Origin of the sequence: Streptomyces sp. NBC_00572 (genome assembly GCF_026341815.1) — a bacterium.
GTDB lineage: Bacteria > Actinomycetota > Actinomycetes > Streptomycetales > Streptomycetaceae > Streptomyces.
Genome location: NZ_JAPENX010000001.1, coordinates 1549418 through 1570850, shown reverse-complemented (window position 1 = coordinate 1570850; position 21433 = coordinate 1549418). Strand labels below are relative to the sequence as shown.

Sequence of the window (21433 nt, the reverse complement as noted above, 5' to 3'; positions counted from 1 at the left end):
ACGGACCGGCGGCGGGAACCCCGATCCGACCCCGGTAGTTACCGGTGGGGAATGAAGTGCGGCAACTCACCGTTGACCGACTCCCGAAGCCGAATTAGTTTCGGCGAGCAGTGCGGGTTTCCTCCTAGGTGCCCGATTTCGCTCGACTACGGGGGTTGGGGCCATGACGTTGCACGGCGCGGACGGAGCCGGTGGTGCCGACGCGCTGCTCACGGTCCTCGAACTGCTCGCCCGCCGGGCCCCGGCCACCGACTTCGACGGCCTCCTCGACGAGGCCCGGCTCTCCGGACTCGCCGACGGGGAACGCGACCGCCTCGAACGGGCCGTCGCACTCGCCGCCGAGGTCAACGCCGGACGCGAGCAGGACGCGCGCCGCGAGGCCGGGCTCGCCACCCTCACCGACACCGCCCGCGACCTGACCTTCTCGTACGACCTCGACAGCCTGCTGCGCGTCATCACCCGCCGCGCCCGCCGGCTCCTCGGCCTCGACCTCGCGTACGTGACCCTGCGCGGCCCGCACGGAGCCTGCTACGTCCACACCACCGAGGGCTCCCGCCCCGGCCGCGCCGACGGCCCGCGGCTCGCGCCCGGACTCAGGATCGCCGAGGGGTACGGGCTGGCCGGCGCCGTCCAGCTGCACGGCGAACCCGTCTGGACCGCCGACTACCTCGCCGACGAACGCTTCGCCCCCTCCGGCTCCCTCGACGCGGGCGTCCACGCACCGGCCTTCGACGAGGCCGCCGAAGCGGCCCTGCGCACCGAGGACCTGCACGCGATCATGGCCGCGCCGCTGCGCAGCGGCGACACCGTGATCGGCGTACTCCACGGCGCCGACCGGCGCGTCCGCGAGCACACCGCCGAGGAGATCGGACTCCTCTCCGCCCTCGCCGACCTCGCCGCACTCGCCGTCGAGAAGGCCGGGCTCCTCGACCGCACTCGGGCCGAGGTCTCCGAACTCGAACGGGACAGCTCCCGGGTCCGCACCAGCCTCACCCGGATGCGGCACGTCAGCGAGGCCCACGGCCGCATCATGAACCTCGTCCTCGCGGGCGGCGACCTGGGCAGCGTCGCCAAGGCCGCCGCCGACGCCCTCGACGCGACCGTGATGATCCGCGACCAGGGCGGCCAGTCCCTCGCCACCGCCGGTGACATACCCGGCTTCGACGAGGAGGCCGTCGCCAAGGCCTCGCTCGACGCGCACGCCCGCCGCCGCCCGGTCCTCGCCGACGACGACACCTGGGTCGCCCCCGTCATCGCCGGCTCCGAGGACCTCGGCGGCCTCGTCATCCGCGCCGCCGGCGGCCTCACCGGCGAGGACGAGCGGCTCCTCGAACTCGCCGCCCAGTCCGTCGCCTTCCTCCTCCTCATGCGCCGCTCCACCGCCGTCGCCGAAGGACCCGTCCGCGACGAACTCCTCGACGACCTCATCGCCGACCCGCCGCACGCACCCCAGCAGATCGCCCAGCGCGCCCGCCGCCTCGGCGTCGACCTGCGCAAACCGCACGTCCTCGTGCTCGCGCGACCGGAGGGCGGCGAACAGGGCAGGGCCGTGGTGTGGGCGTCCTCGTACGCGTACCGGCTGACCGGGCTGAAGACCGTGCAGGGGGGCTGCATCGTGCTGCTCCTCCCGGGCATCGACGCCTCGGCCGCCGCCAAGGCCGTCGCCGCGGAACTGTCCCCGCTGCTCGGACACCCCGTCTCCGTCGCCGCCGCCGGCCCCGGCTGGAGCCCGGACGGCGTCGCCCGGATGCACCAGGAGGCCGGACGCTGCCTCGACGCGATGAGCGCGCTCGGCGGCACCGGCTCGGCGGCCTCCGTGCAGGACCTGGGCTTCCTCGGGCTGCTGCTCTCCGACGACAACGACGTCGACGGCTTCGTCGAGGCGGCGATCGGGCCCGTACTCGACTACGACGCCGAGCGGTTCACCGACCTCACCCACACCCTGGAGGCGTACTTCGCCTCCGGCGGCAGCCCCACGAACGCGGCCGAGGCGCTCCACGTCCACCCCAACACGGTCTCGCGCCGCCTGGAACGCATCGGTGAACTCCTCGGCCCCGAGTGGCAGAAACCGGGCCAGGTCCTGGAGGTCCAGCTGGCACTGCGCCTCCAGCGCACCCGGGAGGTCCTGGCCAGGGGCCGCGCCACGACGGACCCGGTCCGACCGCTGCCGGGTCCGCCGGAGCGCGGTGCCTGACGCCGGAGCGCGGCACCCGATGGCCCGGACGGGTCAGCTCGCCGTACGCCCCGATCCGTAACCGGAGCCGTAGGACGCCTCCCAGTCGGTGGACGACATGGCCGTCGCCGCGTGGGCCGCCGAGGCAAGCGTGATGTGCCGGTGCCAGCCGCGGAACGAACGGCCCACGAAGTCCCGGAGCCCCGCCCCCTCACCGACCTCCACGAAGTCCCGCTCCACCCGGCGGGCCAGCTTCGTCAGCCGCAGCAGCGAGCCGACCGGCGAACCGGTCAGATCGCTGATCCACACCCGGGCCGGGGGCCGCCGCGGGTCGTCCCACTCGCCGAGCAGCACCAGCGGACGCATCCGCTCCCCGCCCGGCGTGGGCAGCGCCACCCGGACAGCCGTGGCGAGCGAGGTCCGCGAGGTCCGCGCACCGGCCACCGTGTCCACCCAGCTCACCGGCCTGCGCAGGCCCTTGAGGGACTCCAGGATCTGGAGCGCCGACAGCGGACCCGCCCCGAAGCCGGGCAGCGAACGGTCGGCGATCGCCAGCCGGGAACCCGGACCGATCCGTGCCACGACCGGCACCCCCGCACCGGCGAGCCGGGTCAGGGCCGCCCGCCCCGCGCCGCCCCGGATGTCGAGCAGCACCGGCTTGCGGGTCACGTCCGACCAGCGGGCGGTGTCGAGCGCCGCCGCGACCGCGCACTCCTCCAGGGTCTCCTCGCCGGCCTCCTGGGGAACCTCCGCGCGGTCGCGCCGCGTGCGGTCGTTCACCCAGGGGTCCGGCAGGAACAGCCGCCAGTTGACGGGGACGCTCAGCTCGTCGCTCGCGAACCACACGCCGAACGCCTGCTGGCCGTGGAAGACCTGCCCGCGCTCCGGGTCGAACCGCCGGTCCACACCCACCGAGTGCTCCCCGGCCTTCGGTATCGGCATCGGCCGTACCACCCAGGCCTGCGGGCAGCTGTTCCGTTCCAGGTACCGGGCGAGCGACGCCCGCATCGGCTGCCAGTCCCAGGTGGAGCTGGACACGAAGTGGTGCAGGCTCTGTTCGGCGGCCGGACCGCCTATCTGAGCGGCGATGTTACGGATGGACTTGCGGCCCTGCGCGGTGAGCAGGCCGTGCAGGTACTGCTCGGCCTTCAGACGCTGGTCACGGCGCGGGAAGCCGGAGAACAGCGCGGCACACAGCTCGGCGTAGACGTCCTCGCGCGAGCCGGCCTCGCCGACGGACCTGACGACGCCCAGGGGGACAGCCGGAGGAACAGCCCCGGTGACGGCCCTGCGCTTGATTGCGACGGATGTACTCACGACACTCCTGCCCGAAGGTTGCGCAGCTCCCTCCCGCTGCTCCACCACCGTCGCCCGTCACCACTCCCGGGGACGAGGTGTACCCGGCACCCGAATCGGCCGCCGGATGGTGGCCGGACCACCTCCCGCCGTGTCGTCGCAGGTCACAGCCGTCTCCACCCGCCCCGCACGGTGCCCAGCCATGGCCCTCCGGAATACCCCGCAGGGGATCTGACACACTCGGCGGCCCCGCTTTGACCCGTCGCAGGGCGTGGCCGGACCATCGCAGAGCGAGGCTGCACAGGCCGGACCCCGGTTAATGCCCCAGGCCGGGGGCCGCGCCTGTGCGCCTCGCCTTGATCCGTCCCTCGTAGGCTTACGGCCATGGGGCTGCGCGCGGAACTGCCGGTCGTCGCGGTGGTGGCCGTCGGCGGCGCGCTCGGCGCGACCGCCCGCTACGGCGCGGGGCTGCTCTGGCCGACCCCCGAGGGCGCCTTCCCCTGGACGACGTTCACGGTGAACGTGGCCGGTTGCGCACTCCTCGGCGTGCTGATGGTCCTCCTCACGGAGAGACCGACGGAGCAGGCGACCGAGTGGTCGTCCGAGCCCCCGCACCCCCTCCTCCGCCCCTTCCTGGGCACGGGATTCTGCGGCGGGTTCACCACCTTCTCGACGTACGGCCTCGAAACGGAGCGGCTGCTGAGCGCCGGCGACCCGACGCGCGGCCTGCTCTACCTGGGCGGGACCGTGATCACCGCGCTCGCCGCCGTCTGGGCCGGAGTCACCGGCACCAGGGTCGTACGGCTGAGGGCGAGGCGGGCGTGAACTGGCTGCTCGTCGTCGCCGGAGCCGCCGTCGGCGCGCCCCTGCGCTACGCCGCGGACCGTGTGCTGCGGGCCCGGTTCGGCCCGGGATTCCCCTGGGGCACGTTCACGGTGAACGTCGTCGGCTCGTTCGTGCTCGGACTGCTCACCGGGGTGGCGTCGGCCCATGTCCACCTGCTGCTCGGCACGGGCCTCTGCGGGGCGCTGACCACCTATTCGACCTTCTCGTACGAGACGCTGAAGCTGTACGAGGACGGGACGAAGGGGTACGCGGCGCTCAACGTGGCCGGGAGCCTGGCCGCCGGGCTCGGAGCCGTATGGCTGGGAGTCCGGACGGCCGGGCTGCTGTGAGCGGGGCAGGCCTCAGGCGGTGATCCAGTCGCTGGTCGCGATCACCGGCTGCACGCCGTCACGGTGGATGGTGCCCTCGATCAGGCCGTACATCCGGTCCGCGGCGAAGTACACCTCGTTGCCGTTCTTCAGCCCGAAGGGCTCCAGGTCCACCAGGAAGTGGTGCTTGTTCGGCAGGTTGAGCCGCACCTCGTTGACCGTGGAGACGTTGTCCAGGACCCGGTCGGCCATCGCGTGCAGGGTCTGCTGGAGCGAGTAGCTGTACGTCTCCGCGAACGCCTCCAGCATGTGCCGGCGCACCTTCTGGTACGAGCGGTCCCAGTCGTGCTCCTCGTCCGCCGCCGCCGGGGCCGAGTTCGCCCAGCGGGCGGTGACCTTGGTGGCGAGGATCCGGTCGTACGCCTCCTGGAGCGTCGTGTACTTGTCCTTGATGAAGCCGTGGAACTCGGAGTTCGTCGAGTTCATGACGGTGAGGTCCTTGAGACCAGAGAGGACCTGGAGACCGGTGTTCTCCGAGTAGGTGATCTGCGCGGTGCGGACCTCCTGGCCCTTGCGGACGAAGGAGTGCTGCTCCTTGCGCGTGGGTACCGAGATCCGCTCCCAGGCGTACTCCTCCACCCGGATCTGCGCCTCGTGGATCACCGGCTGCGAGGTCACGAAGTGCCGGGCGAGGAGGATGCCGAAGGCCTCGGGGGAGGCCACGCCGTGCTCCTTGGCGAAGGCGTAGACCGTGTTCTTGGTGGTGTCGGTCGGCAGGCAGTTGCCGTTGTCGCCGGTCAGATGGACGTCGCGGTACTCACCGCGCAGCGCCACCGACACGTTCAGATCGCGGATCTCGTGCCACGCGCCGTCGTCGCCCTTGCGGGTGACCGTGACGATGCGGTTCTCGGCCTTGCCGTACTGGTTCTGTGCCAGGACGTGCTTGCTCATGTGCTGCTCAGCTCCTGCGGGTACGTGGATACGGATATCCCGTACGCCCGGCGTCCAGCGCCCCCGTCGTCCCTGAGGGTCCGCTCCCCGCCGTCCGACCCGTGAACGGCGGGCCGCCCCGGGACTGACGAGCATCCCGGTCCGTAGGTTTCGCTCGAAGATATGTCCCCTTCCGGCCACTGGCAATGGGGAGGGGGCGGGTGGGGGACGGGCCGGTAGCAGGCAAGGCTTCGCGTAGGGGAAGCGTCAAGACGGGCATTAGCGGCGTTAGGGGCACGTCAACGGAGGCGGCGAGCGGCCTGAGGAGAGGTTTCCTCATCTCGTCCGAGAATCCGTTCTTCCTTCTTCCTGCATCCGGGAGCTCACGATGGCCGACGTGGCCTTCGTCGTCACCACGATCGCGGTCTTCGCGCTGGTGGCTCTTGTCGCCAAGGGGGTGGCCAAGCTGTGAGTGCCGAGAACATCGTCGGTCTCGTCGTGGCCGCCGCCCTGCTGGGATATCTCGTCCTCGCCCTCGTCAAGCCCGAGAGGTTCTGAGTACGACCATGAGTCCCGTTCTTGCTGGAGTGCTCCAGCTCCTCGCCCTCCTTGTGGCGCTCGGCCTGTCGTACCGCCCGCTGGGTGACCACATGGCCAGGGTCTACTCCTCCGACAGGCATCTGCGCGTCGAGAAGTGGATCTACAAGGGCATCGGCGCGAATCCGTCGGTGGAGATGCGCTGGCCCGCCTATCTGCGCGGTGTCCTGGCCTTCTCCGCGGTGAGTGTCCTCTTCCTGTATCTGCTGCAGCGGGTGCAGGGTTCGCTGCCCGGCTCGCTGGGATTCGTGCAGATCGACCCGGACCAGGCGTTCAACACGGCCGCGTCGTTCGTGGCGAACACCAACTGGCAGTCGTACTACGGCGAGCAGGCCATGGGCCACGTCGTGCAGACCGGTGGCCTGGCGGTGCAGAACTTCGTGTCGGCCGCGGTGGGCATCGCGGTCGCGGTCGCCCTGGTCCGCGGCTTCGCCCGGTCGCGTACCGGTGAGCTGGGCAACTTCTGGACCGATCTGGTCCGGGGCACGGTCCGCATCCTGCTCCCGATCTCGGTGATCGGCGCGCTGGTGCTGGTCGCGTGTGGCGCGATCCAGAACTTCGCCGGCATCCACGAGGTCGGCCAGTTCATGGGCGGGACGCAGCAGTGGAACGGCGGGGCGGTGGCCTCGCAGGAGGTCATCAAGGAGCTGGGCACGAACGGCGGCGGCTACTTCAACGCCAACTCGGCCCACCCCTTCGAGAACCCCAACGGTCTCTCCAACCTCTTCGAGATCTACCTGATCCTCGTCATCCCCTTCGCCCTGACGCGGACGTTCGGCCGCATGGTCGGCTCGCTCAAGCAGGGGTACGCGATCCTCGGCACGATGGCCACCATCTGGCTCGGCTTCACCGCGCTGATGATGTGGACCGAGTTCGCCCACCACGGTCCGGCGTTCGACCTCGCCGGCGGTGCGATGGAGGGCAAGGAGACCCGGTTCGGCATCGGCGGTTCGTCGATCTTCGCGGTCGCCACCACGCTGACCTCCACGGGCGCGGTGAACTCCTTCCACTCCTCGTACACCGGTTTCGGCGGCGGGGTCACGATGCTGGGCATGCAGCTGGGCGAGATCGCGCCCGGCGGTGTCGGCTCCGGCCTCTACGGCATGCTGATCATGGCGGTCATCGCGGTGTTCATCGCCGGGCTGATGGTCGGCCGCACCCCGGAGTACCTGGGCAAGAAGATCGGCACCCGCGAGATCAAGTTCGCGGCCTGCTACATCCTCGTCACCCCCGCCCTCGTCCTCGGCTTCACGGCGGTCGCGATGGCGCTGGACACACCGTCGCACTCGATGACGAACTCCGGCGCGCACGGCTTCTCGGAGATCCTCTACGCCTACACCTCGGGTGCGAACAACAACGGTTCGGCGTTCGCGGGGCTGAACGCGGACACGCAGTGGTTCAACTCGACCATCGGCATCGCGATGCTGCTCGGCCGGTTCCTGCCGATGGTGTTCGTGCTCGCGCTGGCGGGCTCGCTGGCCGAGCAGACACCGGTGCCGGAGACGGCGGGCACCCTGCGCACGGAGAAGCCGCTGTTCACGGGCCTGTTGGTCGGCACGATCCTCATCATCACCGGTCTCACCTACTTCCCGGCCCTCGCGCTGGGACCGCTCGCCGAAGGGCTCGCAGCATGAGCACCATCACTCCCACCCGGCCTCCGCAGCCGGAGGCACCCAGCGGCCGGCCATCCGAGGCCGGACGCGTCGGCGGCGGACTGTTCGACCCGAAGCAGCTGGTCACGTCCTTCCCGGACGCGATCAGGAAGCTCGACCCGCGAGTCATGGTCAAGTCCCCTGTCATGTTCGTGGTGTTGATCGGCTCGATCGTCACCACGGTGCTCGCGGTGAAGAACCCGGGGGACTGGTTCGGCTGGGCGATCACGGCCTGGCTGTGGCTGACGACGATCTTCGCCAACCTGGCGGAGGCGGTGGCCGAGGGCCGCGGCAAGGCGCAGGCCGACACCCTGCGCAAGGCCAAGACCGACACCGTCGCCCGCAGGATCACCGGCTTGGGTACCGGCTCGGGAATCGGCTCGGGCGTCGGCTCGGGCTCGGGAATCGGCTCGGGCGAGGAGCAGGTGCCCGGCACCGAGCTCCGCATCGGCGACCTGGTGGTCTGCGAGGCCGGCGACATCATCCCCGGCGACGGGGACGTCGTCGAGGGCGTCGCGTCGGTCGACGAGTCCGCGATCACGGGCGAATCGGCCCCCGTCATCCGCGAATCGGGTGGCGACCGGTGCGCGGTGACGGGCGGTACGAAGGTCCTCTCCGACCGGATCGTCGTGAGGATCACGACGAAGCCCGGTGAGACCTTCATCGACCGGATGATCAGCCTCGTCGAGGGCGCGGCCCGACAGAAGACGCCGAACGAGATCGCGCTCAACATCCTGCTCGCCTCGCTGACGATCGTCTTCCTGCTCGCCGTCGTCACCCTGAAGCCGTTCGCGATCTACGCGGGCGCCGACAAGCAGACGTCACTGATCGTCCTCACGGCACTCCTCGTCTGTCTGATCCCGACGACCATCGGCGCGCTGCTCTCCGCGATCGGCATCGCGGGCATGGACCGGCTGGTCCAGCGCAACGTCCTGGCGATGTCGGGGCGTGCGGTCGAAGCGGCCGGTGACGTGTCGACACTGCTCCTGGACAAGACGGGCACGATCACGCTCGGCAACCGGCAGGCCTCGGAGTTCGCCCCGGTCGCCGGGACGACGGAGGCCGAACTGGCCGACGCCGCCCAGCTGTCGTCCCTCGCGGACGAGACGCCCGAGGGCCGCTCGATCGTGGTCCTGGCGAAGGAGAAGTACGGCCTGCGGGAGCGCCACCAGGGCGAGCTGTCCGGCGCCGAGTGGGTCGAGTTCACGGCGCAGACCCGGATGTCGGGCGTGGACGTGGACGGCAGGAAGGTCCGCAAGGGCGCGACCGGTTCGGTCGTGGCGTGGGTGAAGGAGCGGGGCGGCAGTGTCTCCGAGGACGCGCAGGCGCTCACGGACCGGATTTCCCAGGCTGGTGGCACGCCGCTGCTTGTGGCTCTGGAGGACGGCGAGGGCGCGCGGGTCCTGGGTGTCATCCACCTGAAGGACGTCGTCAAGGAGGGCATGCGGGAGCGGTTCGACGAGCTGCGTCGTATGGGCATCAAGACGGTCATGATCACGGGTGACAACCCGCTGACCGCGAAGGCGATCGCCGAGGAGGCGGGTGTCGACGACTTCCTCGCGGAGGCGACACCCGAGGACAAGATGGCGCTCATCAAGCGGGAGCAGGCGGGTGGGAAGCTGGTCGCGATGACCGGTGACGGTACGAACGACGCGCCCGCGCTCGCGCAGGCGGACGTCGGTGTGGCGATGAACACGGGCACGTCGGCCGCGAAGGAGGCCGGCAACATGGTCGACCTCGACTCCAACCCGACCAAGCTCATCGAGATCGTCGAGATCGGCAAGCAACTCCTGATCACCCGGGGTGCGTTGACGACGTTCTCCATCGCCAACGACGTGGCGAAGTACTTCGCGATCATCCCCGCGATGTTCGCCGTCGCCTACCCCTCGCTCGACAAGCTCAACATCATGGGCCTCTCCTCGCCCGAGTCGGCGATCCTCTCCGCGGTCATCTTCAACGCCCTGATCATCGTGGCCCTCGTCCCGCTCGCCCTGAAGGGCGTGCGCTACCGGCCGAGCAGTGCGGACTCGATGCTCCGCCGGAACCTGGGGATCTACGGCCTGGGCGGCCTGGTCGCCCCGTTCATCGGCATCAAGATCATCGACTTCCTCATCTCCTTCATCCCCGGAATCGGCTGACGATCATGAACAACTCCGTAGGAAGCACCGGACGTCTGCTCTGGGCCGGCCTCCGCGCCCTGCTCGTCCTGACCGTCGTGTGCGGTGTCCTCTACCCGCTGGCCGTCACAGGGATCGCCCAAGTGGCCTTCCCCGGCAAGGCCAACGGCTCCGAGATCAAGGACGCGGGTGGGAAGGTCGTCGGCTCGGAACTGATCGGCCAGACCTACAACCTGCCGTTGAAGGAGGGCGAGGAGACCGCCGCCCCGGACCTGAAGTGGTTCCAGCCGCGCCCGTCGAACGGCCTGGGCTCCAACAGCGTCAACACCCAGTACTCGATCATCCTGTCCGGCGCCACGAACCGCTCGGGCGACAACGAGGACCTGATCCAGTGGGTGAAGGACGCCAAGGCGGCCGTGATCAAGGACAACTCGACGGCCGACTACAAGGTGAAGCCGTCGGACGTGCCGGCCGAGGCCGTCACCTCCTCGGGCTCCGGCCTGGACCCGCACATCTCCCCGGAGTACGCGAAACTCCAGGTCCACCGCATCGCGGAGAAGAACCACCTCACCGTCGCGGCGGTCGACAAACTGGTCGCCGACCACACCGACGACCGCATCCTCGGCTTCATCGGCGAACCCCGCGTCAACGTCCTCCAGCTCAACATCGCCCTCAAGCAGTTGGCGACGGCGAAGGGCTGAACACCCCCTGCCGGGAGCCCCGGTGGCTGAACCGTGTCGGTCAGGCCCCCGGGAGCACCCGGGTCTCGGCCACCGGGAGCCCCTTGACCCACCAGTGGTCGTAGCGGCTGTAGACGCGGCGGTCCCGGGCGGCGAGGAAGCCGTCGAGTGCCTCGGCCTCGCTCGCGAGTTCCGCCCAGACCCGGGCGGGCAGCGGGTGGAAGGCCGAGGCCTCGATGCCTCCCTCGACGGGACGCCAGACGCCGGCCACGTACCCGTCGACGAGCAGTGTCGGGAGCGTGTCGCCGTTCACGCGGATCACGTGCTTGCGGTACTCGGCCGGGATCACGCGGCTGCGGTCCGCGTAGGCCAACAGGACGCTGTCCCACATCGCCATCAGCCGGGGCGGTGCCGGGACGTCCTCGTCGGGCAGGACCGCCCCGGGTACGTCGTAGAGCACGGTCCCGTCGGGCCCCTCCACCTGCTCCAGGTCGCCGTCGAGCAGCCGTACCGCCTCGCGCACCTTCCCTCGCGGCGCCAGCGTGAACTGCGCCATGTCGGGTACGGACGCGGGCCCGAAGCCCTCCAGATAGCGCCGGATCAGCACGGCGAGTCCCGCCGTCGCCGCCTCCGGATCGCCCAGCACCGGCAGCGGCGTGCTCGCCGTCACGAACGCCTGCGCCGCCCCGAACGACCACGGCGGCCCGGTCGGCGCGTGCCACAGCGGCGCGTACTGCCGGATCATCCGCCACACCACCGCCTCCACCGGCCCGCCCCGCGCCGCTTCGAGACGCTCCCGCATCTGGGCCCCGGTCCGCGTCGACTCCCCGGCGTACGCCAGGAGATCGGGCAGCAGCGCGTCGGCGTCGGCGGCCGTGAACCCCGCCGCCGTGAACCGAGGGTCATGGAGCCGCGAACCGCGCAGCGTCGGCTCCATGGCCTCCCGGAAGGCCCGGTAGTCCTCGGCGTGCACCAGATGCAGCGTGAGCCGCATCAGGGTCGACCGGACCAACTCGAAGCCCGCCACGGCCTTGTCGAGCCGCGCCGGATCGAAGTCCGCCACTCGGTTCCACAACGCCACGTAGGGCGAACCGGGTTGCTGCGCCTGCAGTGCCACCACCCGCCGTACGGCGTCCTCGACACCGATCGGCACCCGGTCGAGCAGCAACTGCCGGGCCAGGGTGGAACGGTTGAGGGCGCGCGCGCTGATCACCATGGCGCGATTCTCCCTCCCCGGGGCGTCGAACACACACCGTAGGGTCTTGGCCATGGGGGAGATATCGACGCGCACACCCGTACGACCGCAGCCGGAGGAAACGGCCCGCGTGCCACACCCGCGTACGCCGGTCGTTCCTCAAGCCGGTCCGGATGCCGCATCAAGGGTTCAGGGGAGCGGCGAGGCCGCGTCACGTGGGCGCGGGGCGCCGCGCAGGGGGATCGCCCTCACCGTCCTCTGCTTCCTCGTCTGCTGCGGCCTCGGGCTGCAGTCCTGGACGGCCATGCGGCTCACCGGCTTCGACCTCGGCATCTTCGACCAGGCGGTCCGCGCGTACGCGCACTTCGAGCTGCCGAGGTCGCCGATCAAGAACGTGCACCACGAGTTCCCGCCCGGTTTCTCCCTCCTCGGCGACCACTTCACCCCGGCGTTGGCCCTGCTCGCGCCGCTGTACTGGGTGTGGGACGACCCGCGGGTCCTGGTCTTCGCGCAGGCCGCGTTGTTCGCGGTGGGCGTGCCGGTGGTACGCCGCATCGCCCGCCACTGCTTCGCGGGCGCGGACCCGCGCACGGTACGGAGGGCGGCGGACCTCGGCGGCCTGGTGTACGCCCTGGGATGGCCGCTCCTGAACGCCTCGTACAACGGCTTCCACGAGGTGGCCTTCGCCGTCCCGTTCACCCTCCTCATGCTGGAACGGGGCCTCGCCCACCGGTACGGCGCGGCGGCCTGCTGGGCGGCGCTGCTGTGCACGGCCAAGGAGGACATGGGCCTCGTCGTCGGCGCCTTCGGCCTGGTCCTGGCGGTACGGGCCCATCGCGCGGGCCACCGCACCGGCAGGATCACGGGGGTCGGGCTGGCCCTGGCCGGACCGCTGGTGTCCGCCGTGGTGATCAGCTGGTTCCTGCCCGCGATGGGCGGCCCCGAGGGCTACTACTGGTCGTACGGCAGCCTCGGCGCCGACCCGGGCGCCGCCCTGGCCCATGTCCTCACCGAGCCGTGGGTGCTGCTCCAGGTCGCTGTCACCCCGGTGGTGAAGGTCGCCATGGTGGCCTGGATCCTGGGCACCCTGGCCCTGCTCCCGCTGGGCTCCCCGACGTTCCTGCTCGCCTTACCGCTCCTCGCGGAACGGGTCCTCTCGGACAACCCGAACCATTGGCCCGTGATCAACCACTACGACGCCTTCCTGTGGCCGATCCTCCTGACGGCGGCGCTCGAAACGCTGGGGCGGCTGCACCGGAAGTGGGGAATCCTGTCCCGCCGGTGGGCGATCGCGGGGATCGCCCTCTCCTCGGCGGCCGCCGTCGGTCTCGGCCTCGGCCTCCTCGTCCGCCCGGACTTCTGGCAGCCCTCCCCGGACAAACGCCCCCTCGCCACGGCCGCCGAACTCATCCCGGACGGCGCGACGGTGGAGGTGGACAACACCATCGCGCCCCGCCTGACGGCCCGTACGCACGTGGTCATCGCCGACGGGACCCCGCGCGGCGCCGACTGGTTCCTCCTCCGGGTGAAGGACCGCACCTTCCCCTTCGTCTCCACCGAGGACCAGCGCCGGCAGGTCGAACTCCTCCTCGCCCACGGCTACACGCGGGTCTGGCAGGAGGACGGCACGGTCCTCCTCCACCGCACCACCCGAACACCGATCCCCGGTATGCGCATCCCGGGCCCGGACAGCACCCCGATCCGGGAGGCCGTACCCGGGGACGTGGGCACGAGCCTCCTGCTGCGGTAGCCGCACGGAGGAGAGGGACCGGGGGAAGGCGACCGGGGGAGGGACCGAGGGGAGGGACCGAGGGGAGCGGCGGGGGGACAGGGAGAGCAAGGGTCGGCCCGACGCCGCCGGTTCACCGAACCCACCTCCGGGAGACACGCGGTTCTCACTCTTCCTCGTGACCATCGCCGCATGACCTTCACCCGTACGTTCGCCCGCACGTTCACCGGTACGTTCACCGCGCGGGCCGCGCGCCCGGCCGCCGCCGGTTCCGCCGTCGCCCTCGCCGTCGCCGTCGCGCTCCTCGCCCCGACCTCCCCGGCGTACGCCGCGAGCAACGCCGTCCCGACGTACGAGGTGAAGATCAACCTCACCGCGACGGCGCTCGACGCGTCCCACGCGCCGACCTCGGCGGTCAAGTCGGCCTTCGGGATCACCGGTTCGGCCAAGTCCCGCTCCTACAGCTACTACGACACCGACGCCCTGGCGCTCGACGCCGAGGGCTGGAGCGTCCGGCTCCGTCACAAGTCCGGGTCCTCGTTCGAGGAGACGTACAAGAAGCGCTTCCCGGTCACCGACGGGAACATCGACGCCGCGCTCACCACGGCCAACGCCGCCGGCTTCGACAGCGGCGACACCAACTACGACGCCGAGGTCGACTGGGGCTACGCGAAGCAGACACTCAGCTTCAGCACCGAGAAGAGCCACAGCGCCACGGGCTACTCGGGCACGGCGATGCCGACGAGCACGACCGGCCGCACCTGGCTGGTCAACGACATCCCGGGCAAGCTGGAGGACTGGCGCAGCGCGGCCTGGGGCAAGACCACCCTCCAGGCCTCCCGCGCGCACGGCCCCGTGACGGCGAAGGTGTACGGCGGAGCGTGGGGCGCCTCGGACGACGCGAGCATCGAGGTGCTGCCGGTCGTCGGGGCGGGCGGGACGGGCACGGAGTACGTGGTAGAGCTGTCGTTCAAGACCGACTCCCACGCCGACGCGGCCGACCTGCACGACGACGCCATCGCCGTCGCCGAGGCCAACGGCTGGCTGTACCACGGGGACATCCTCAAGACGCAGCTGATCCTCGATCGCTACTGAGCCCCGTTTCTTCCCGGGCGGAGCCGCGCGTTCACCCAGGACTCCCCTCACCGTCGCGAACACGACGCCCGCCGTTGTGGCCGGAATTGGACCATGAGGCGCCTCCACGGGCGACATTCCATGTGTTCAAGGGAGTTCAGATGATTCCGCGCCTCCTGCGCCGGCCCGCCACCGTGGTCCTGCCCCTGTCCACCGCGCTCGCGCTCTCGGTGGTCATGGGTACGGCCGAGGCGGAGCCCGCGCGGCACGGCTCCGCCGCCCGGGTCGTCTCCACCTCGACCCTGCCGGACATCCCGCTGGCCGCCTTCAGCAACGGCCTGCTGCCCGGCAGCGTCGACGACGACCGGGACGTCGACCTGGGCGGCATCGGCAGCGACCTGTACCCGGCCGAGCGGCGCGGCGAGTACTGGACGGTCACCGACCGGGGCCCCAACGGCCAGATAGCCGTCGGCAAGGACAAGCGGCGGACGTTCCCGGTCCCCGGCTTCGACCCGGCGATCGTGAAGGTCCGCGCGGTCGGCGACCGGATCCAGGTGCTGAAGTCGATCCCGCTCACCACGGCCTCCGGCGCGCCCGTCACGGGTCTGCCCAACCAGCCGGGCCGCGACGAGGCCCCGTACGACTACAGCGCCACGACCCCGCTCCCGTACAACGCGAACGGCCTGGACACCGAGGGCCTCGTACGCGACCGGGACGGCAGCTTCTGGCTGGTCGACGAGTACGGCCCGTCGCTGGTGCACGTCTCCGCCAAGGGTCGGGTGCTCGCCCGCCACGTCCCCAAGGGCCTCGCCCTGACCGGCGCCGACTACCCGGTGATCGAGTCCCTCCCGGCCGTCTTCCTCAAGCGCAAGGGCAACCGCGGCTTCGAGGGCCTCGCGCTGCTCCCCGGCGGCGACCTGGTCATGGCCCTCCAGAGCCCGCTGCTCAACCCCGACAAGGCGTCCGGCGAGGACTCCCGCAACACCCGCCTGCTGCGCTTCTCGACCCGCGCGAACCGGGTCACGGCGGAGTACGCGTACCGCTTCGACCAGGTCGGCGTCGTCGAGCCGGGCCAGACGAAGACGTCCGAGCTGAAGATCTCCTCCGTCGTGGCGTTGGGCGGCGACCGCCTCCTCGTCCAGGAGCGCACGGACAAGTCCTCCCGCGTCTACGAGGTACGCCTCCGCCGCGGCTCGGACATCCTCGGCACCACCTGGGACACCACGGCCGCCCCGACCCTGGAGCAGCTCGACGACGACACGGCCGCCGACGGCCCGTTCCTCACCAAGCGCCTGGTGGTCGACCTGAACACGGTCAAGGGCGTCCCCGGCAAGATCGAGGGCATCGCCGTCGAGGGCTCCTCGACCCTGGTCCTCCTCAACGACAACGACTTCGGCATGACGGACGGCCCCGAGGCCTTCGACGCGAACGGCCGCCTGGTCGACAGCGACGTGGACACCACCCTGGTCCGCGTCCACCTGCCCCGCCGCCTCCGCTGACCGCAGCCGTCAGAGGCGGGAGTCGAAGTCCTCTCACGCCGACCGCGTCGAGGTCAGGACGCCGATCTTGTCTATCCGGTGCTCGGGGTTGTGCTGGGCGTCCCGCCAGAAGTTGCCCGCCGCGTTGTCCTCCGGCGTCGCGCAGGTGGAGAGCGTGATCATGGCCCGGGTGGGCTTCTCGCCAGGCTCACCCGGCACCGCGGCCCGCTGCTCGGCGAGCGAGCGGGCCGAGCGGAAGGACGTGGACCGGGTCTCGACGATCTCGTAGGTGTAGACGGTGCCCTCGGCGGTGACGTGCACCAGGTCCCCCACCGCGACCGAGGGCAGCTCACGCAGCGGCCCGCCGGCCGAGAGCCGGTGCGCGGTCACCAGATAGTTGCCGATCCCGCCCGGCCCGACGCCACCGCGCTCGCCGTAGGGACTCGCCGCCACGCCACGATCCTGGATCCGGGTACCCGCGCGGTCGTCGGTCGTCCCCTCGTACGGCATGACGTCCAGGTCCTCGACCCCGATCGACGGTATCGACATCTCGGCGACGACGGGCTCCCCGGGCGAGGGAACGGGCGAGGCGGCCGGAGCGACCGAGGGCGAGGGGGGAGGGGCCTCGACGGAAGGGACCGAGGGAGCGGCCGACGGGACCGGTGACGAGGCCGGGGGGACCACTGCCGACGCCGGACCGTGCACTCCCGTGGACGTACGGCTGCCGCTACCGCTCTCCCCGCCGCCCGAGCAGCCGGCCAGCGCGGCGACGAAGGCGAGGACCGCGGCGACAACGGCGGCCAGTGCCCAGCGGGAACCCCGGCCGCCACGCGCGCCCGTCCGGAGGGACCCACCACGCTTGGCACCCATACCCCAAGGATGACCCACTCGGCACGCCCCGGCACCCACGGGGGAGGGGTGGCTGGGCCGTCACGGAAGCGTTCGGTCGGTCCGAGTGAGCACGCCGGTGACGGACGCCGAGAAGGGCTCTCGCACGGTGCGCGGCAGCGTCACTTCCACCAGCTTGCCGTCATGGATCATCCACAGGCCGAAGCAGTCGTCGTCCTCGTCGCGAACGAGGACTTGGACGGAGGTCGGCTGTGGCCAGGCCAGAGATTCCAGGTGACCCAGCAACCCGCTCCAGTTGTGGCGGATGAACTGGACGACCCACGCGTAACACTCCTCGGACGACGTGCCCAGCCCGGCGAAAACGTGGTCGTCCACGCGCGTGAAGCACTGATGCCAGTCCCGGTTCTCGTCGGGGCGAGTAAGAGGCTCCATGACCTCTTCGGCCTGTCGCGCCAGGACGACGACCTCGGCGAATCTGCTCATCGGCCCATGATGAACGCGCCAGCCGGGCCGGACCCGCATTCTTCGGCGACCAGCAAAAAGACCCTCCCGAAGGAGGGTCTTGCGCGGAGCGCCCCCGGCAGGACTCGAACCTGCGGCCAAGTGCTTAGAAGGCACCTGCTCTATCCACTGAGCTACGGGGGCCGGGTGGTGGCCGTGTGGCCAGGAGCCCCTTGTGGGTGGGGTGTGGCCTGTCGGGACAAGGATAGGGCTCCGATCGCCTTGGCCCGGTTGCTTCACCTGCGTGGCACGATGTGGAGGTTCGGTGAAGCGGAACGATAATCGCAGGCAGGTGCGATTCGCGCAGCGCTTTTCGCGCCGCTCGGGGCGGGTGTTGTGCACTCGTTATGCCTGAGGTTCCGGTCACCACCCCTCTCTTCGGCGCGCAGGGCCGCAATAGGCTTCAAAAACACTCATAAATTGGGCATTCTTCGCATGTGGTGACCTTGGACGAACGGCCTCAGCTGATCGACGCACTCTCCGCCCTGCGCGACCGTGTCGCCGCCGTGCGTCTTCCCCTCCCCCTCCCCGACACACCACGCGCCCGGCAGACCCGGGCCGAGTTGCTCGCCCAACTCGACGACTATCTGGTGCCCCGGCTCAAAGATCCCGACGCCCCGCTCCTCGCCGTCGTCGGCGGTTCCACCGGCGCCGGCAAGTCCACCCTCGTCAACTCCCTTGTCGGGCGGCGCGTCAGCGAGTCGGGCGTGCTCCGGCCCACCACCCGCACCCCCGTGCTCGTCTGCCACCCCGAGGACCACCACTGGTTCGCCGGGATGCGCGTCCTCCCCCAGCTCACCCGCGTCTGGCTGCCCCAGGCCGACGAGGACCACCCCGCCGACGAGGCGCCCCCCGAGGAGAACTCCCTGCGCGTCGAGACGGCCGCCTCCATGCCCCGTGGCCTCGCCCTCCTCGACGCGCCCGACATCGACTCCCTGGTAGTCGAGAACCGGCTCCTCGCCTCCGAGTTGATCTGCGCCGCCGACATCTGGGTGATGGTCACCACCGCCTCGCGGTACGCCGACGCCGTCCCCTGGCATCTGCTCCGTACCGCCAAGGAGTACGACGCCACCCTCGTCACCGTCCTCGACCGCGTCCCCCACACGGTCATCGGCGAGGTCTCCCGCCAGTACGAGGCCCTGCTCGACAAGGCCGGCCTCGGAGATGTGCCCCGCTTCACCATCCCCGAGCTCCCCGAATCCGCCGACGGCGGCAGTGGGCTGCTCCCCGACTCCGCCGTCGCCGCCCTCCGCGGCTGGCTCGCCCACCGGGCCGAGGACCCCGCCGCCCGCCAGCAGGCCGCCGACCGCACCGCCGGCGGCGTCATCGACTCCCTCGACGCCCGGCTCCCCGAACTGGCCGGCGCGGTCGCAGCCCAGTACGCCGCCGCCGTCCGCCTCGGCGGCGGCGTCGAGGCCGCGTACGGCGAACAGGCCAAGCGGGTACGCGAACAGCTGGGCCGCGGCGCCGTCCTCGCCGGGGACGCCCGCACCCGCTGGCGCGCCTACCCCCGCGACAGCACCGCCGACGAACTGCTCGACGCCCTCGCCGAATCCCTCGCCGCCCTCCTCCACTGCGCCGTCTCCGCCGCCGAGGAACGCGTCCGCGACGCCTGGCGCCGCGAACCCGCCTCCGAGGCCCTCGGCCCCGCCCGCACCGGTGGCGACCGCGACACGGCCGAGCGGATCGGCGTGGAGGTACGGCGCTGGCGCCGCGTCCTCGAAGAACTCGCCGAGGACGAGGTGCGGACCGTGGAACGCCCCTCCACCTCCCGTACGGCCGTCCCCGAGGGCGACACCGTCGCCGCCCTCCTCGCCGCCTCCCTCCTCGGCGGCCGGCGCACCCGGGCCGCGGGCGAGCGCCTCGCCGAACTCCTCGGCGCCCAGGCCGCCCTGCGGCTGCGCGACAAGGGCGGCGAACTCGTCCTCTCGTACGTCGACCGTGTCCTGCACGCCGAACGCGACCGGCGCCTCGCGCCCCTCGAAGCGCTCGATGTGACCCCCGAGCCGCAGGCGGAGCTGATCGCCGCGCTCTCCGTACTGCAGAAGGAGAAGTGACGTGGTGGACGTGGACGTGGACGTGGATGCCGGAGGCCGAGACGACGAGGGTGCGCGGGGCCGGGCGGGCCGGGAAGGTGAGCCGGGCCGGGCGGGCCGGGACGGTGAGCGGGGGCGGCAGGGCGAGGGTGCGCCCGGCCGTGCCGTCCGCTGGGACGACGGGCTGATCGCGCGCCGCGCGAGTGAGCGGGGCGCCGCCGTCGCCGCCGACGTGCCGCGAGGCGGAGGCGACCTGGACGAGCCGGACACCATGCCGCCCCTCGGCGGGAACTACGGCGGGCCCCTCCGTACCCGCCTCGACGCCCTCCACGAACTCGTCGGGCTCTCCCGTACGCGGGTCGAGAGCGAGGCCCTCGCCGAGGCCGGGCGGGTGCTCGACGAGGCCGCCGCCCGGCAGCGGCTCTCCTCCCGGCACACCGTGATCGCGATCGCCGGCGCCACCGGCAGCGGCAAGTCCACGCTCTTCAACGCCCTCGCCGGCGTTCCCGTATCCGAGACCGGACTGCGCCGCCCCACCACCTCCGCGCCCATCGCGCTCTCGTGGTCCGAGGGCGCCGCCGGATTGCTCGACCGGCTCGCCGTCCCCAGCCGGCTGCGGCGCCGGCCCCTCGCGGGCGGCGCCGCCGACACCGGGCTCCAGGGGCTCGTCCTCATCGACCTCCCCGACCACGACTCGGCGGTCACCGCCCACCGCGACCAGGTCGACCGGGTCCTCGGCCTCGTCGACGCCGTCATCTGGGTCGTCGACCCCGAGAAGTACGCCGACGCCGCCCTCCACGAGCGCTACCTCCGGCCGCTCGCCGGGCACGCCGAGGTCACCTTCGTCGTCCTCAACCAGATCGACCGGCTCGGGACGGAGGCCGCCGACCTCGTCCTCGACGACCTGCGCCGCCTCCTCGACGAGGACGGTGTCGCGCTCGGCGAGCACGGCGAACCCGGCGCCACCGTCCTCTCCGTCTCCGCGCTGACCGGTGAGGGAGTGCCCGAACTACGGGAGATGATCGCCGGGTTCGTCCAGGAACGCTCCGCCCCCGAACGCCGACTCGCCGCCGACGTCGACGCGGCCGCCGCCCGCTTGCGCCCCGCCTACCTCGCCGACGGACGGCCCGGCCTCGACGAGCGGGCCCGCGACGCCTTCACGGACCGGCTCGCCGTCGCCGTCGGCGCCCAGGCCGCGGGCGAGGCCGCCGAACGGGTCTGGCGCCGAGGCGCCATCCGTGCCTGCGGCACGCCCTGGCTGCGGCTCTACCGCTGGTACGAGCGGATCCGCGAGCACGGCCCCACCCACCCGCACCTCGCCACCCCGGTCGAGGACGAACTGACGGCACGCCAGCGCGTGGAGCAGGCGGTACGGATCGTCGCCGACGAGGCCTCGCACGGGCTCCCGACCCCCTGGGCGCAGGCGGTACGCGAGGCGGCCGCGCGCGGCGCGGCAGGTCTGCCCGAGGCCCTGGACGAACTGACGGTCACCATCGGCGACGCGGCGGCCCGGCCGCCCCGCCCCGCGTGGTGGCCCGCCGCCGTCCTCGCCCAGGCCGTGATGACGCTCCTGCAGATCTTCGGCGCGCTGTGGCTGGTGGGGCAGATCGTCGGCGTCGTGGAACCGGGACTGCTGCCGCCGGTGCTCGTGATGCTCGGCGGCATCGTCGGCGGACCGCTCGTCGAATGGGCCTGCGAAGGGGCCGTGAAGGGCCCGGCCAGACGGTACGGACAGGAGGCCGAACGCCGCCTGCGCGAAGCGGCCGCGGCCTGCGGCCGGGCCCGGGTGCTGGACCCGGTGGCGGCGGAGCTGATGCGCTACCGGGAGGTGCGCGAGCAGTACGCCACCGTGGTGGGGACGCGCCCCTCGGCCCGGATCGTCGGCGGAGGCCGCGGCGGTACGGGCCGGCTGGGTGCGACGCGGACGGGGGTCCGGGGAAGGTAGCGGCACTTCCGCTCCTCGGATCCGCCC

Annotated in this window: 17 protein-coding genes and 1 tRNA gene; 12 read left to right on the top strand and 6 right to left on the bottom strand. The window is 71.6% G+C overall.

Annotation, left to right across the window (positions count from 1 at the left end; genetic code table 11):
* Positions 1-163: 163 nt before the first annotated feature.
* A complete protein-coding gene (locus OG514_RS07165) occupies positions 164-2194 on the top strand; it encodes a helix-turn-helix domain-containing protein (protein WP_266892022.1) in 2031 nt (676 codons plus the stop codon).
* Positions 2195-2227: 33 nt separating this feature from the next.
* Here OG514_RS07165 and OG514_RS07160 read toward each other — a convergent pair whose 3' ends face one another.
* Complete coding sequence (locus OG514_RS07160) at positions 2228-3490, bottom strand: transposase (protein ID WP_266892020.1); 1263 nt, start codon at positions 3488-3490, stop codon at positions 2228-2230.
* Positions 3491-3853: 363 nt separating this feature from the next.
* On the opposite strand from OG514_RS07160, the gene crcB (OG514_RS07155) reads away from it, so the two are divergent.
* Both crcB (OG514_RS07155) and crcB (OG514_RS07150) read left to right on the top strand, forming a co-directional pair.
* Positions 3854-4294, top strand: a complete 441-nt coding sequence (gene crcB / locus OG514_RS07155) for a fluoride efflux transporter CrcB (protein ID WP_266892018.1) — start codon at positions 3854-3856, stop codon at positions 4292-4294.
* A complete protein-coding gene (crcB, locus tag OG514_RS07150; RefSeq protein ID WP_266892017.1) occupies positions 4291-4644 on the top strand; it encodes a fluoride efflux transporter CrcB in 354 nt (117 codons plus the stop codon). The genes crcB (OG514_RS07155) and crcB (OG514_RS07150) overlap by 4 nt, the downstream gene beginning before the upstream one ends.
* A gap of 12 nt (positions 4645-4656) precedes the next feature.
* Here the strand turns inward: crcB (OG514_RS07150) and pucL are convergent, their stop codons facing one another.
* Positions 4657-5574, bottom strand: coding sequence for a factor-independent urate hydroxylase (gene pucL / locus OG514_RS07145; protein WP_266892015.1), 918 nt, complete (start codon positions 5572-5574; stop codon positions 4657-4659).
* Between the two features lie 447 nt (positions 5575-6021).
* On the opposite strand from pucL, the gene kdpF reads away from it, so the two are divergent.
* From kdpF to OG514_RS07125, 4 genes are read left to right on the top strand one after another with little or no spacing between them, the layout of a single operon-like run.
* On the top strand, positions 6022-6111 hold the full coding sequence (gene kdpF / locus OG514_RS07140) for a K(+)-transporting ATPase subunit F (RefSeq protein ID WP_266892013.1): 90 nt from the start codon (positions 6022-6024) through the stop codon (positions 6109-6111).
* An 8-nt stretch (positions 6112-6119) separates the two neighbouring features.
* Positions 6120-7784: a potassium-transporting ATPase subunit KdpA gene (gene kdpA, locus OG514_RS07135; protein WP_266892011.1), complete on the top strand. Its 1665-nt coding sequence runs from the start codon at positions 6120-6122 to the stop codon at positions 7782-7784.
* On the top strand, positions 7781-9940 hold the full coding sequence (kdpB, locus tag OG514_RS07130) for a potassium-transporting ATPase subunit KdpB (RefSeq protein ID WP_266892010.1): 2160 nt from the start codon (positions 7781-7783) through the stop codon (positions 9938-9940). Before kdpA ends, kdpB begins: the two co-directional genes overlap by 4 nt.
* Positions 9941-9945: 5 nt before the next feature.
* Positions 9946-10620: a potassium-transporting ATPase subunit C gene (locus OG514_RS07125; RefSeq protein WP_266892008.1), complete on the top strand. Its 675-nt coding sequence runs from the start codon at positions 9946-9948 to the stop codon at positions 10618-10620.
* Between the two features lie 40 nt (positions 10621-10660).
* Here the strand turns inward: OG514_RS07125 and OG514_RS07120 are convergent, their stop codons facing one another.
* Complete coding sequence (locus OG514_RS07120; protein WP_266892006.1) at positions 10661-11815, bottom strand: winged helix DNA-binding domain-containing protein; 1155 nt, start codon at positions 11813-11815, stop codon at positions 10661-10663.
* A 109-nt stretch (positions 11816-11924) separates the two neighbouring features.
* Between OG514_RS07120 and OG514_RS07115 the strand changes: the two genes are divergently transcribed.
* From OG514_RS07115 to OG514_RS07105, 3 genes are all read left to right on the top strand, one after another.
* Positions 11925-13544 carry a DUF2079 domain-containing protein gene (locus OG514_RS07115; RefSeq protein WP_266892004.1) on the top strand — a complete coding sequence of 540 codons (1620 nt, stop codon included), beginning with the start codon at positions 11925-11927 and terminating at the stop codon, positions 13542-13544.
* A gap of 171 nt (positions 13545-13715) precedes the next feature.
* Positions 13716-14618 (top strand): hypothetical protein, encoded by a 903-nt coding sequence (locus OG514_RS07110; protein ID WP_266892002.1) that lies wholly within the window; start codon positions 13716-13718, stop codon positions 14616-14618.
* A gap of 140 nt (positions 14619-14758) precedes the next feature.
* Positions 14759-16096 carry an esterase-like activity of phytase family protein gene (locus OG514_RS07105; RefSeq protein WP_266892000.1) on the top strand — a complete coding sequence of 446 codons (1338 nt, stop codon included), beginning with the start codon at positions 14759-14761 and terminating at the stop codon, positions 16094-16096.
* A 33-nt stretch (positions 16097-16129) separates the two neighbouring features.
* Here OG514_RS07105 and OG514_RS07100 read toward each other — a convergent pair whose 3' ends face one another.
* The 3 genes from OG514_RS07100 to OG514_RS07090 all read right to left on the bottom strand — a co-directional run bounded on the left by OG514_RS07100 (position 16130) and on the right by OG514_RS07090 (position 17569).
* A complete protein-coding gene (locus tag OG514_RS07100; protein ID WP_266891998.1) occupies positions 16130-16945 on the bottom strand; it encodes a sortase in 816 nt (271 codons plus the stop codon).
* Positions 16946-17005: 60 nt separating this feature from the next.
* Positions 17006-17407, bottom strand: coding sequence for a hypothetical protein (locus OG514_RS07095; RefSeq protein ID WP_266891996.1), 402 nt, complete (start codon positions 17405-17407; stop codon positions 17006-17008).
* Between the two features lie 89 nt (positions 17408-17496).
* A tRNA-Arg gene (locus OG514_RS07090) sits at positions 17497-17569 on the bottom strand.
* A 302-nt stretch (positions 17570-17871) separates the two neighbouring features.
* Here OG514_RS07090 and OG514_RS07085 point away from each other — a divergent pair.
* Positions 17872-19482 carry a dynamin family protein gene (locus OG514_RS07085; RefSeq protein ID WP_266891994.1) on the top strand — a complete coding sequence of 537 codons (1611 nt, stop codon included), beginning with the start codon at positions 17872-17874 and terminating at the stop codon, positions 19480-19482.
* A 250-nt stretch (positions 19483-19732) separates the two neighbouring features.
* Positions 19733-21406: a GTPase gene (locus OG514_RS07080; protein ID WP_266900773.1), complete on the top strand. Its 1674-nt coding sequence runs from the start codon at positions 19733-19735 to the stop codon at positions 21404-21406.
* Positions 21407-21433: the final 27 nt, after the last annotated feature.

Excerpts from the sequence above, each read along its gene's own strand:
- OG514_RS07165 (WP_266892022.1), top strand. The coding sequence starts at position 164 with ATGACGTTGCACGGCGCGGACGGAGCCGGTGGTGCCGACGCGCTGCTC.
- crcB (WP_266892018.1), top strand. The coding sequence starts at position 3,854 with ATGGGGCTGCGCGCGGAACTGCCGGTCGTCGCGGTGGTGGCCGTCGGC.
- pucL (WP_266892015.1), bottom strand. The coding sequence starts at position 5,574 with ATGAGCAAGCACGTCCTGGCACAGAACCAGTACGGCAAGGCCGAGAAC.
- kdpA (WP_266892011.1), top strand. The coding sequence starts at position 6,120 with ATGAGTCCCGTTCTTGCTGGAGTGCTCCAGCTCCTCGCCCTCCTTGTG.
- kdpB (WP_266892010.1), top strand. The coding sequence starts at position 7,781 with ATGAGCACCATCACTCCCACCCGGCCTCCGCAGCCGGAGGCACCCAGC.
- OG514_RS07125 (WP_266892008.1), top strand. The coding sequence starts at position 9,946 with ATGAACAACTCCGTAGGAAGCACCGGACGTCTGCTCTGGGCCGGCCTC.
- OG514_RS07120 (WP_266892006.1), bottom strand. The coding sequence starts at position 11,815 with ATGGTGATCAGCGCGCGCGCCCTCAACCGTTCCACCCTGGCCCGGCAG.
- OG514_RS07110 (WP_266892002.1), top strand. The coding sequence starts at position 13,716 with ATGACCTTCACCCGTACGTTCGCCCGCACGTTCACCGGTACGTTCACC.
- OG514_RS07105 (WP_266892000.1), top strand. The coding sequence starts at position 14,759 with ATGATTCCGCGCCTCCTGCGCCGGCCCGCCACCGTGGTCCTGCCCCTG.
- OG514_RS07100 (WP_266891998.1), bottom strand. The coding sequence starts at position 16,945 with ATGGGTGCCAAGCGTGGTGGGTCCCTCCGGACGGGCGCGCGTGGCGGC.
- OG514_RS07095 (WP_266891996.1), bottom strand. The coding sequence starts at position 17,407 with ATGAGCAGATTCGCCGAGGTCGTCGTCCTGGCGCGACAGGCCGAAGAG.
- OG514_RS07080 (WP_266900773.1), top strand. The coding sequence starts at position 19,733 with ATGCCGCCCCTCGGCGGGAACTACGGCGGGCCCCTCCGTACCCGCCTC.